8 protein-coding genes are annotated in these 12,616 nt (G+C 62.9%); 5 read left to right on the forward strand and 3 right to left on the reverse strand.

Annotated features, from left to right (window positions below):
• Nucleotides 1-33: 33 nt before the first annotated feature.
• Nucleotides 34-987 carry a glycosyltransferase family 2 protein gene (locus tag CK221_RS21475; RefSeq protein WP_179295183.1) on the reverse strand — a complete coding sequence of 318 codons (954 nt, stop codon included), beginning with the start codon at nucleotides 985-987 and terminating at the stop codon, nucleotides 34-36.
• Nucleotides 988-1,244: 257 nt separating this feature from the next.
• On the opposite strand from CK221_RS21475, the gene CK221_RS21480 reads away from it, so the two are divergent.
• Nucleotides 1,245-4,484 carry a DUF6212 domain-containing protein gene (locus CK221_RS21480; RefSeq protein WP_095779168.1) on the forward strand — a complete coding sequence of 1,080 codons (3,240 nt, stop codon included), beginning with the start codon at nucleotides 1,245-1,247 and terminating at the stop codon, nucleotides 4,482-4,484.
• A gap of 86 nt (nucleotides 4,485-4,570) precedes the next feature.
• Entirely contained in the window at nucleotides 4,571-5,368 is a 798-nt protein-coding gene (locus CK221_RS21485; protein WP_143749083.1) for an OmpA family protein, read from the forward strand.
• A 193-nt stretch (nucleotides 5,369-5,561) separates the two neighbouring features.
• On the opposite strand, the gene CK221_RS21490 is transcribed toward CK221_RS21485, so the two are convergent.
• Entirely contained in the window at nucleotides 5,562-6,011 is a 450-nt protein-coding gene (locus CK221_RS21490; RefSeq protein WP_066995722.1) for a DNA polymerase III subunit chi, read from the reverse strand.
• Nucleotides 6,012-6,018: 7 nt separating this feature from the next.
• Complete coding sequence (locus CK221_RS21495; RefSeq protein WP_095779170.1) at nucleotides 6,019-7,545, reverse strand: leucyl aminopeptidase; 1,527 nt, start codon at nucleotides 7,543-7,545, stop codon at nucleotides 6,019-6,021.
• Nucleotides 7,546-7,894: 349 nt separating this feature from the next.
• Here CK221_RS21495 and lptF point away from each other — a divergent pair, with 349 nt between their 5' ends.
• Genes lptF through CK221_RS21510 form a run of 3 tightly spaced genes read left to right on the forward strand, consistent with a single transcriptional unit; the run spans nucleotide 7,895 to nucleotide 12,593 of the window.
• Nucleotides 7,895-9,094 carry an LPS export ABC transporter permease LptF gene (lptF, locus tag CK221_RS21500; RefSeq protein ID WP_095779171.1) on the forward strand — a complete coding sequence of 400 codons (1,200 nt, stop codon included), beginning with the start codon at nucleotides 7,895-7,897 and terminating at the stop codon, nucleotides 9,092-9,094.
• A 2-nt stretch (nucleotides 9,095-9,096) separates the two neighbouring features.
• Nucleotides 9,097-10,179, forward strand: coding sequence for an LPS export ABC transporter permease LptG (gene lptG, locus CK221_RS21505; RefSeq protein ID WP_095779172.1), 1,083 nt, complete (start codon nucleotides 9,097-9,099; stop codon nucleotides 10,177-10,179).
• Entirely contained in the window at nucleotides 10,179-12,593 is a 2,415-nt protein-coding gene (locus CK221_RS21510; RefSeq protein WP_164750553.1) for an LPS-assembly protein LptD, read from the forward strand. The genes lptG and CK221_RS21510 overlap by 1 nt, the downstream gene beginning before the upstream one ends.
• The last annotated feature ends 23 nt before the right edge of the window (nucleotides 12,594-12,616 follow it).

Genomic DNA, 12,616 nt, shown 5'->3' on the forward strand with positions numbered 1-12,616 from the left:
TGCCGGCCGCATTTTCGCCAATAGATCGTCAGATCAGCTGGCCGCGGTTTCGTGTAACCGCGGCCAGCCCGTCGCGACGAATTCGGCGTAGCGATCCGAGGTTTTCATCCAGCCGAGTTCCACGAGCTGGGCTGTGTCGCCGCGATAGCGCACGGACCGGTCGTTGCGAAGCGAGAGCTTCGGATTGAGCTCCAGGGCTTCCATATAGGCGGCGCGCTCTTCGAGCGTCTTTTCTTTCAGTTGCGCATTCTCGCCTAGCGAGGATGCCGATTTCTGCTGGAAGCCCCAAACAAATTTGAAGTGCAGCAGCGCGACGCGGAGTTCGCTGAACCGCACCTTGCTGATGGTGTGCTGCGCCGCGTGATAATGTGTGTCCCTGCTCCACCGCACGATCGGCACCTTGGTCAGGCACGGTGGAAAGGTCTGCTTGAAGCGGCCGCGCCAGAAAACGCGCTCGCGCACCCCGCCGAACATTTGCTCGGGAGGATAAAGTCCATCCCGAGCGCGCAACCACCCCGGCTCCGGATCGAAATAGGGGGATGCGTCCACCAGAGGGATGCTGCCGTCGTAGCTGCATTCCGCCAACGGTGCGTCCGCGTACATGTCGATCATGGATCCGATCACAGCTTCGGCCCCGGTCGACTCGAGATAATTGAAAAGCCGGCGCAGGCTGACGCGCTCGAGATCGGGATAGACAAGAAGCTCGTCGGCATCGACGGACAGACACCAGTGGCCGGAGCCGAACACGCGCATCAATGTGTTGATCCATCGCGGCGGGGTGATGTTCTCTGCGAAATGCGACCCCTCCGTGTGGAAACAATGGCTGTCCGGCTGCTGCAGGACTAGTTCTCGCGTCCCGTCCGTCGAGCCGTTGTCCAGGAAGAAGAACCGGTCGACTCCGAGCCTTCGATAATGTTCGAGAAGATGCGGCAGCAACGTCCTCTCGTTGCGCAGTGCAACGAAGCACAGAATCTCGTCCTTGCGCACGTCAAGCGGCCTATGGTCCAGCCGCTCAAGGTGTTTTGGAGGTCGATGGGCAAGCATGCGAACGCCAATCAATACGGTTTGCGCGAGGAGCCTGGACAGGCTTGCGATGATTATCCCGGTCAGACGATTATCAAAGTGTTATCCACCTGTTGGCAAGACTGCTGCGGCTGAGGATCGAGGGGGACCGATTGAAGGTTGGTTCGAAGACGGGCGCAATCTCTACGCCTAAGCGGCAGTCAAGCCACAAACCCCGCAGGGTGTGTGTCGTTTCCGAAGTCGAGTTCGGCTCGACGGTTACCGCTGATCCAGGGTCAGCGACATATGCGCTGGCGCAGCACCTGGCGAAAATCGGCGACACGGTCACGCTGCTATGGGTGCCGAGCCCGCTCGGCAGCCAGCCCGACGAGCAGGAAATCGACAGGCTCGCCAAATGGAGCTTCGATAATTTCCTGGTGCGGCTCGAGCTGCTGCCCCGGTCACCCGAATTGCTGCGTGGCCTCGAGTCCAGCGACAAGAATTCCGTAGCCGTCTACCACTACCTCAAACAGAACCCCTTCGATGTCGTCTATTTCGCGCTTGAAGGCGGGCTGGCGCATTTCCCCACCGTCGCCAAGCGCACGGGTGTCTTTGCCGACCCTCCCATCCTCGTGGTGCTCGCGCATGGGCCGCTCATGTGGGATCTGGAGGCTAACGCCAGGGCGATCGAACGCAAGGAGCAGATGACCGTCGCCCATATGGAGAGGACCTCCGCCGAGACCTGCGACCATCTCGTCGTCACAGGCCAGTCCTTGCTCGACTGGATGACCAAGGCGGGGTGGAGACTGCCGGCCAGCCAGCACATCGCGACGCCGTTGCAGCCGGAGGAGTGGCGTTCGAACTTCGCCGTCGATCACTACCGGCCCCGGGAAAAACCGGCCGCCGAGGTGGTTCATTTCTCGGGCACCAAGACGCGAAGCGGACTGACGCTGTTTTGCGACGCACTGGATCGCCTGGCCGAGAATGGCGTGACGGACCTGGCCGTGACGATCGTCGGCGCATTTGGTCATGTGCTCGGCGAGCATTCGGGCGGCATGATCCTGCGGCGCGCCCGGCATTGGCCCTTCAAGCTGAAACTGCTGCCCATCCGGGACGAGCCCGAGATCTTTCGTTACCTGCGGCAAAGCCATGCGCTGGTGGCAATCACGCACTCGGCCGCGCAGCTCCCGCTGGATGTGGTGACGTGCCTTGACGAGAAGATCCCGTTCGTCACGACGGACGTCGGCAGCATACGCGGGCTGCTTCAGCCGGAGTCCGCCGAGGCGGTCATGGTGGAGGCATCCCCCTCCGCGATCGCGGCCAAGATCCAATCCGTGCTCGAGAGCCGCTCGTTCGGTCCGGCAAAACCGTTGCTTGACCGGGAAGCGCGCGAGAAGGCCTGGAGCAAACTGCACGTCAAATTGTGCCGGCATCCGGCCAGAGCCGACGGCCCAAGCCGGAACCGCAGCCGACCGCCGCTGGTATCCATCATCACGGCGCACTACAATCGGGCGCGGCTGTTGCCGCAGGCGATTGCCTCGGTCCGGCGCCAGGACTACCCCAATATTGAACTGATCGTCGTCGATGACGGCAGCACGGATCCGGACGCAATTCGGCTGCTCAATGAAATCGAGCCCGAGTTCGAGCAACGCGGCTGGCGGATCATCCGGCAGAAGAACGGCTTCCTCGGCAAAGCGCGCAACACCGGTATTCGCGCCGCCAAGGGGTCCTTTATCCTGTTCCTGGACGACGACAACGCTCTCTTCCCCAACGCGGTCAGCACGTTCGTGGCCGGCATGCAAAAGTCCGGCGCCGATATCTGCACGACTTTCGCCAAATGGCTCAACGAGCCCTTCGTGCCGCCGGACACCAAGAGCGGCTATATGCTCTACTTTCCGGTCGGCGGTCCGCCGGACATCGCGCTGATTACCAATCCGTATGGCGACGCCAATGCGATGTTCCGGCGCGAGGTGTTCGACAAGGTTGGCTACCTCAACGAGGAGCGCGGCTTTTCCGCGAGCGATTGGGAATTCTTCCTGCGCGCCGATCTCGCGGGTCTGGAAATCGTCACCGTGCCGGAGCCGCTGTACTGGTACCGGTCTTCGCCGGCCGGCATGAACCGCAATGCCGAGTGGCTGAGGAATCGCCGGCCGATCATCGATGTGTTTCGAAAGCACAAGTTCGCGCACACCGACTTGTTCGTGCAGCTCGGCATCAGCTCGAACACTGCCGATCATGAGAAGGACCTCAACCTCTGGAACCTTGAACTGCGCGTCAAGGACGAACGGTATCTGCGGCTGAGCTCAGCCTCCCCCAACTCCGCGGACGCAGTGCAGTTGCTGGCCGAGATTGCGGCGCGAGAAGGCAGGGCCGATACGGCCATTTCGCTGCTCGCTCACGCCGGACGGTCCGACTTCACGCTGGGCGTCGTCGAACTGCTCAACGCCGCCGCTGAAGAAACAGTGCCGGAACTCCATTCCTCGCTCTACAGCGAGCGCTACCTCCCGGTCGAAGCCCTGCGCCGCGCCTATGTCGGCTCGCATCCGGCTGGCGATGCGGATCTCTTGAGCTATGTCGAGCAGTCGCCGGACCAGCTGTTTGTCCAAGCCACCGCCGGCACCGTCTCAATGGCGCTGCTAAAGGGCGTCTGTCCGGCGGGGACGATCAGCGCCAGCTGCTGGGTCTATCTCGATGAGGCACTGACCGGACCGGCGCAGTTCCAGATCGCGATCGTGGACGCGGAAAACCAGACCTTTGACCAGCTCGCCCGGCTCCTCGAGGATGGCGACGGGAACGGTTGGGCCGATGTCAGCCGCCCGCACGAACCACGCGAGATCGCAACGGGCGTCCACTCGCCTGCTCCCGGCAGACGCGACCTGCTGCTCGCCGTCAGATGCGGCGGCAATCGGCCGGACGCTCGGGTGCTCGGGGGCTTTTCAAGCATTCAGGTCCGAAATGTGGTTTCGACCGGCGGGAAGCACCCGCGTCTCAACGCGCCGCAAGAACGTCAACGCATGCGGCGGCTGACCGGCGAGGAGCTGAAGCGCGCAGCGCTTGTAACGACCTATCCGTCCGAGTTGCCGGCATTGCTGGTCGCCGGGGACAATGGCGGTATCTTTTTGCGGCCGAGCATCCATGGCCCGGTTGTCGCCGCCCTCAATTCGACTTTCCCGACCTTTGCCCGCAGTGTCATCGCCACGGTGGAGATCGCCCACGAGGATGCCTCGCCGTTCGAATTCGCCATGGCGCTGGGCCGGCCGGAAGAAAAACTGGTCTGGAAAAACGACACGCCGGTCGGCGCGCTGGCATTCTCCGGATGGACGCGGATTTCGAAACCTTTCGAGTTGCACGATTTGAAGGTTTCCGTCCGGGAGATCGACCGCAAATGGCTGACCATCTATCTGGCCATCAAACTGCCGCGCGGTTCGAAGCCGATGCCGTCCAACGCCTTCTGGCGCAAATTGCTGCTCGTCTGGGACTGAAGGGCGGGAGCCCGCCAATCGCGCGAACGTGACCTTTCATGGGTGCGAATCAGAGGTGCGAAGTGCGATAAGAACAGATCGGGTCAGTGTGGAAAGGCGCCAAAGAAATGAAAAGTATTGTCGGCCTTGTCCTGGGTCTTTTCATCATTCCCGTCAGCGCCGCATTTTTCACAGCCGCCGCCCAGGAGCGCGACGTCGGGCCGAAGTGCACCCAGTGGAACTCGTACCGCGTCCTGTTCAAAAAGGGCGATGGCAAGATTTCCGACGAAACCGCGAAAGGGCTGGCGGCATTCGTCAAGGACGCCGGTCGCGATTGCGGCTACCGGCTCTACGCGACGGCCAGCAAGGAAGGCGCGTACGACAAGGCGGACAGCATTGCCGGCCAAAGGCTGAACGCCACACGCGCGTTTCTGAAAGCGCAGGGCGTCAAGCCCGAAATGGTGCTGGCGCTTTCTCATTGGGTCGACGATAGCGCCAGCGATAAGAACCAGGCGCGGAGCGCTATCCTGTATACCTTGCCGAAGCAAGGGATCTCCTGCCGGCAGTATGAAAAGCGAAGCCCTGCCCAGGTCGCCCTCTTCTTCGACAGCAGATCCTCGGTGATTTCACCCCCGGTCAAACGCGACCTCGAGAAGTTCGCCAACAGCATCAAGGATTCGCGTTGCAACGTGGAACTGACGGCATTGGCCGCCAAGGAGATCACGGGCGCCAATGCGGCAAAGGCGAACAAGACTCTCGCCAAACAGCGGATCAAGGCAATCATGGACATTCTGAGCGCAGCCGGTATCGACAGCGACCGGCTGGTCGATACGAATGTTGAGTATGTCGGCGACAAGAAGCCGAATACCGCCAAAAACCGCATGGCCACCGCATCGCTGATGTAGAGCGCCTGCCGCCGGCGAATGTCACGACTTTGAAAGGCCACCCGTGCTCGGTGGGGAAATGTCCGTCGAGCAAATCATGAACACTTTCTTCGGGGTTAAAGTGCATATCGCCGGCCAAATCCACCGACAGGTGAAGGGCCTCCCGCCCAGCACGAAAATCAACAAGACGACGATCAGCGACCGCTGATCACTCTCACGCCTTGCGCTCCCAGCGACGGTCGGGCGTCTGCTGCCAGTAGGTCACCGCGTGGCCGGCTTCCTTCATCGTCTTCCAGTGGCTGCGCGCGCCTTCGAGCTGCGCTGCGTCGTGGCCGTCGAACAGGAAGACGGCGCGCTCGTAGCCCGAAAGCTCGGGCGGGTGCGCACCATCGACCAGGAAGCGGATCTGGGCAGCGTTGGGGTTGCCCTCCCCCGTGGTGAGCAGGATCGGCTGCTCGGCCGGATAGGCTTCGCGGTCGGTGGCGTGCGCGAGGAAGGAGTCGTCGCGAAACGTCCACAAATGCTGGTCGAGCGCGTCCCGCCGTTCCTCCGTGCCGGTCTGCACGACCGCGCGCCAGCCGCGCTCGACACTGCGCTCGAGCAGGCCCGGCAGGGCTTCCTCAAGCGTCGATTCGGTCAGGTGGTAGAACAGGATGTCGGCCACGACAGCCTTATCCTTCATAATGGTCGCGCACCAGCCTGTCGAGCAGCCGTACGCCAAAGCCGGAGCCCCAGGATTGGTTGATCTCGCTCGCCGGCGCGCCCATCGCGGTGCCGGCGATGTCGAGATGCGCCCAGGGCGTGTCCTTGACGAAACGCTGCAGGAACTGCGCGGCGATGATGGCGCCGCCATAGCGGCCGCCGATGTTCTTCATGTCGGCGTTCTTGGACTCGATCAGCTTGTCGTATTCGGCGCCAAGCGGCATGCGCCACAGCCGCTCCTGCGTCGCTTGGCCGGCGCCGAAAAGCCTGCCGGCCAGCTCGTCATTGTTGGAAAACAGGCCGGCATAGTGCTGGCCAAGCGCGACCATGATGGCGCCGGTCAGCGTCGCCAGATTGACCATGAATTTCGGCTTGAAGCGATCGTTGGTGTACCAGAGCGCATCGGCGAGCACCAAGCGGCCTTCTGCGTCGGTGTTCAAGACCTCGATCGTCTGGCCCGACATCGAGGTGACGATGTCGCCCGGGCGTTGCGCATGGCCGTCGACGGCGTTCTCGACCAGGCCGATGACGCCGACGATATTGGCCTTGGCTTTGCGGGCGGCCAGCGCACGGATTAGCCCGGTGACCGCGGCGGCACCGCCCATGTCGCCCTTCATGTCCTCCATGCCGGAGGCCGGCTTCATCGAATTGCCGCCGGTGTCGAAGGTGACGCCTTTGCCGATGAAGGCCATCGGCGCGTCCTTGGCCTTGCCGCCCTTCCATTGCATGACGGCCATGCGGGCGCCGCGCGGCGAGCCTTGCGCGACGCCAAGCAGCGAGCCCATGCCGAGCTTCTTCATCTCCTTCTCGGTGAGGATCTCGACCTCGACGCCGAGGCCTTCCAGTTCCTTCGCGCGAGCGGCGAACTCGACCGGACCGAGCGTATTGGCCGGCTCGTTGACGAGATCGCGCGCAAGCAGCACGCCTTCGATAACGGCCTCTTCCGCGGCGAACGCCTTCTTGGCGGCGGAAGGGTCGGCGCAGTGGATGGTTATCTTGGCCGGCTTTGCGGTTTCGGCCTTTTTTCTCTCCGCGCCCTTGGCGTCGGACTGGCCGTCTTCCTTGTCCTTCCTGGTCTTGTATTTGTCGAAGCCGTAGCTGCGCAGCAGGATGCCGGCGGCAAGGTGCGCCGCCTGCCTGCCGTCCGGCTGGAGGTCCGGAAGATCGAGGATGACAGCGACTTCCACAGCCTTGCGCAGCGCGGCGGCAACCGCGCCGCCGAGCTTCAGCCAGGCGTAGTCGTCGAGGCTTGCGACCTTGCCGGCGCCGACGGCCACCAGCCGGTCGACAGAGGTTCCCTCCGGTGCCAGCACTTCCACCGAGCTCGCGAACTTGCCGGAGAAATCGGCGACCGGAAACGCGCGCGCCAATGCGCCAGCCGGGTCGCAGGCCTTCGCGGCATCGCCAAGGCCGCCGCCGTCGGCCGCAAGCACGAAGACGCTGCCTTTTTTGGGCGCGGCGAATTTGGCGAAGGCAATCGAAGGTCTCGAAGTCATCAGATCCTGCTTCCGGGGTGAGGCGCCGCGAACCGGCTTTCAAGCGTGCGCGACATTTGGTCGTTTTCGGCCATTTGGCAAGACTTTGGCCGAAATCGCTGTCTATATCGCCCCCGAAACCAACCAAGGATTCGTCGCGGCGGAACGCAAGCTTCATGCCGCAACCTGTTGTTAACCATCAATGTTTCGCATTTCTTATTCATTGACGCGGAGACTCCGCCGCGCCGGGCGCGTGGCGTGGAGAGGACAAACCAGATGAGCCGCCTATGGACCCGGTTGTGCAGGCGTCGGCGGATGACTACCTTGTCGGCGGGCATGATGCCGTTCGGCACAATCGAGAAAAGCCTTCATGAAGGTCGTTGAACGCTACATCATGCGTCGCGCTACCGCGATGTTCCTGGCGGCGCTGGCGTGGACACTGGCGATCGTGTGGACGACGCAGGTGCTCGCCAAGATCGATTTGGTCACCGACAGCGGCCAGTCGGCGTTGACCTTCTTCGAAGTCGCGGCCCTGATCATCCCCTCGATCGTCCCGATCGTGGTGCCGTTCGCGCTTGTGGTCGCGGTGGCGCAGACGCTGAGCGCCATGAACACGGATTCGGAGCTGGCGGTGATCAACGCCGCGGGCGCCTCGCGTTGGGCGATCGCGCGGCCGATCCTTCTGCTGGCGCTGGCGGCCAGCGTCTTTTCCTTTGCCGTCGATAACGGCGTCGATCCCTATGCCAGGCAGAAGAACCGGCAGCTGGTGGCGGCCTCGCGCGCCGACCTTCTGTCACTGATCATCCAGGAAGGCACCTTCCGTAAGATCGACGACGGCCTGTTCCTGCAGATCGGAGAACGGCTGCCCGACAACAAGCTCGGCGGCATCTTCGTCGCCGATTCGCGCGAGGAAGGCGCCAACCTCACCTATTACGCAAAGACCGGCAGCATCGTCGAAAAAGGCGACGAGAAGGTGCTGATGATGAATGACGGCGTCATCAACCGCAAATCGGTGACCGGCGACCTTTCGGTCATCCGTTTCACCTCCTACGCCTTCGACCTGTCGGCCTTCATGTCGGCGGCGAACGAGATCACGCTGCTGCCCAAGGACCGGACGACGCCATACCTGCTCGACCCGGATCCCAACGACAAGATGTACCAGCGCAATCCGGGCAGCTATACGGCCGAGGTCAACCAGCGCTTCTCCGAATGGTCCTATTCGCTGGTCTTCGCGCTGATCGCGCTTGCGGTCGCGGGCGACGCGCGCTCGCACCGCGAGGCGCGCATCCATCCGCTGATCACGGCAATCGCTATCGCCCTTTTCGTCCGCTGGCTTGGCTTCTTCGCCGCCGGCAAGGCCGACAAAGTCTGGTACTACGCCTATATGGTCTACGCCGTTCCGATCGTGGCGTCGGCGGTCTCCGCCTGGTTCATCGTCTCGTCGCGGAGCATGGAACTGCCCGCCGCCTGGGCCGACTGGATGACGAATCTCGCCGGCCGCGTCAGCGAGGGCTGGACGGCGCTCAAGCTGTGGCTCGCCCGGCGCGGCACCTCCGGCCAGGGAGCCTGACGATGGGCTGGACGCTGGGCCGCTACTTCTTCTTCCGCTACGTGTCGATCACCATCTGGTTCTTCCTCGGCCTTCTGGCGCTGGTGTTCCTGATCGATTTCACCGAACTTTCGGGGCGCACGACCGGACTGCCGGGCTTCACCTACGGCACCGCCTTCGCCATTTCGGCGCTCAGGATGCCGATGATCATGCTGCAGACGGTGCCTTTCGTCGGGCTGTTTTCGGCGATGGCGACGCTGGTCTCGCTCAACCGCCGCTACGAGCTTGTCATCGCGCGCTCGGCTGGGGTTTCGGCCTGGCAGTTCCTGTTCCCGTGCTGCGTCGGCGCGCTGATGTTCGGGCTGCTGTCGGTCGGCGTGCTCAACCCGATCGCCGCGCACGGCTTTTCCTGGTCGGAGCAGATGGAAAACCAGTTGCGCGCCGGCAAGTCGAACGCCGTCGCGGAGGACACGACGCCCTGGCTGAGGCAAAAGACCAACTCCGGCGACACCATCATCGGCGCCCGCGCCATCCTCAACCAAGGACTGGAGATGGCGGACGCGGTATTCTTCGTCCTCGACCAGCAGGGCAACATCGTCGAGCGCAAGGACGCCGCGCGCGCCTTCCTGCGCGACGGCTACTGGGAATTGCAGGACGTCAAGCTGTTCAAGGACGGCAACATCCGTGCCGAGACCTCCGACCGCGTGGCCACCAACCTCAAGCCGGAATTCGTGCAGGAACGCCTGGCGCGCCCGGAAACCATCCCGTTCTATGATCTGCCGGCAAAGATCGAGGTTGCCCGCTCCTTCGGCCTCAAGGCAAATGCCTTCGCCATGCAGTTTGATTCGCTGGTGGCGCTGCCGTTCCTCCTCGTCGCCATGACGCTGATTGCGGCAACAGTTTCAATGCGATTTGCGCGGATGGGGCAGTCGGCGACGATGATTCTGGGTGGCGTCCTGGCCGGCTTTCTGCTTTATGTCGTTTCGGTACTGGTCAAGGCATTCGGGGTCGCCGGATTCGTGCCTACAATGGTGGCTGCATGGGTTCCGGTTGTCGTGGCTATGTTCTTCGGGGTGACTTTTCTGCTATACAAGGAAGACGGCTAGTGAGGGAGGCTGGTTTGCGCAGCCATAGGCAGGCCGGCCTGGCACGCCTTTATGGGGCGACAGCCTTGGCATGTTTGTTCGCTTGCGTGGTACCGACGGTGCCGGCGCTGGCGCAGACCATCACGGCAAAGCCTGTTCCCTCCGGCACACAGATGCTGCTGGCCGCCGATACGCTCGTCTATGACAACGACAAGCACACGGTGACGGCCGTCGGCGGCGTGCAGATCGACTATGGCGGCAACAAGCTCGTCGCCCAGCGCGTGGTGTACAACCGCGACACCAAGCGCCTCGTCGCCAGCGGCGCCGTCGAGCTCATCAACAGCGACGGCACCAAGATCAATTCCGAGCACATCGACATCACCGACGATTTCGCCGACGGCTTCGTCAACGCGCTGCGCGTCGAGACGGTCGAGAAGGCCTATTTCGCCGCCGAAAGCGCCGAGCGCATGGGCGGCGTGCTGACGACATTCCACAACGGCATCTACACCGCTTGCGAGCCCTGCGAGGACAAGCCCGACTCGGCGCCGACATGGCGCGTCAAGGCGAGGAAGATCATCTGGAACGGCGAGAAGAAGACGGTTCGCTTTGAGAATGCGAATTTCGAGTTCTTCGGCTATCCGCTTGCCTATTTGCCAGCCTTCGAGATCGCCGACCCGACGGTCAAGCGCAAGAGCGGCTTCTTGATCCCCGGCATCGTCTACAACAACAACCTCGGCGTCGGGCTCAAAGTACCCTACTATTTCGCGCTCTCGCCGACCTATGACCTGACCGTCACCGGCAGCGGCTTCACCAAGCAGGGCTTCCTCGGCGAGGCCGAATGGCGTCAGCGCTTCAACAATGGCGAATACAGCCTGAAAATCGCCGGCATCAATCAGCAGGATCCGGACGCCTTCATCGGCACGGGCAATCGCTTTACCGTCGATTCGGGAGAGCCAAACGATCCCAACAAGTTCCGCGGCATGATGGGCACCAAGGGCCAGTTCGCCATCAACGAGCGCTGGAACTTCGGCTGGGACGTGCTGCTGCAGACCGACAAGAATTTTTCGCGCACCTATAACATCGACGGCTACAACGACCTCGTCCACCAGTCGTCGATCTATCTGACGGGCCTGAGCGACCGTAATTATTTCGACGTCAGGGCAATGCGGTTCGAGGTGCAGGAAGACACGCTGTCCAGCGACCCGACGGCGCGCTCCGCCAAGCAGCCCTGGGTGCTGCCGTCGTTCGACTACGCCTATATTCCCGACATGTCGGTGGCGGGCGGGCAGTTGTCGCTCAATGTCAATGCGCGCGTCATCAGCCGCGACCGGCTGGACGCGGTGCTGGCCGATCCGCTCGACGACAATTCCATCAACAACGTGCGCGGCCTCGAGGGCCAGTCCAGCCGGTTGACGGCGGAAGCCGAATGGAAGCGCACCTTCACCACCGATGACGGACTGCAGCTGACGCCGCTGCTCGCCTTCCGTGGCGACGCCGGCTATGTGTCGACCACATCCGAATCGCTGGCGGCGGTCAACCAGATGGCGGCGAATCTCGGCGAGGATGTCGATATGCGCTCCTCGCTCGCCCGCTACATGGCCACGCTCGGCCTGGAGATGCGCTGGCCGCTCCTGTTCTCGATGTCGAACTCCAGTCATGTCCTGGAACCGACAGCGCAGATCTTCGTGCGCCCGAACGAGCAATATGTCGGCGGGCTGGCCATTCCGAACGAGGACGCGCAGAGCTTCGTCTTCGACGCCACGACCCTGTTCGAGCGCGACAAGTTCTCCGGCTACGATCGCATCGAAGGCGGCACGCGCGCCAATGTCGGCTTCCGCTACTCCGGCGCCTATGGAAACGGCTGGGGCACCAACGCCATCTTCGGCCAGTCCTACCAACTGGGCGGCGAGAACTCCTTCGACGCGCCGGACCTCGTCAATGTCGGCGCCTATTCGGGCCTGCAGACCGCCAAGTCCGACTATGTCGGCCTCATCGGCTTCAACAGCCCGAGCGGCTTCTCCGGCTCGCTCAGCGGCCGGTTCGACGAGCAGACATTCGAGGTCAGGCGCGCGGAGATCAAGGCGGCCTATTCCGGCCTGCCGGTTTCGCTCAGCGCCAAATATGCCTTCATCCAGGCGCAGCCGCTCTACGGCTTCGCCACGGACCGCCACGAGGTCACGCTCGGAGCCTCTACGCACCTGGCCGAGAGCTGGCGGGTCTTCGGCACCGGCACCTACGACCTGGAGACAAGCGTCCTGGTTAAGGACGGCGTCGGCTTCGCCTATAACGATTCCTGCTTCACCTATGTGATGACGTTCTCGCAGACGCGCGATACGGTCACCAAGGAGGTGTCGCAGAATATCGGCTTCAACCTGTCGTTCCGCACGCTCGGCGATTTCGGCTCGTCGACCAGCGGCGTCGACACGATCCAGTAAGCGGAGGCAGCGCCGGTCACGGC

This window comes from Mesorhizobium sp. WSM3868 (assembly GCF_002294785.1).
In the GTDB taxonomy this organism is placed as follows: Bacteria; Pseudomonadota; Alphaproteobacteria; order Rhizobiales; family Rhizobiaceae; genus Mesorhizobium.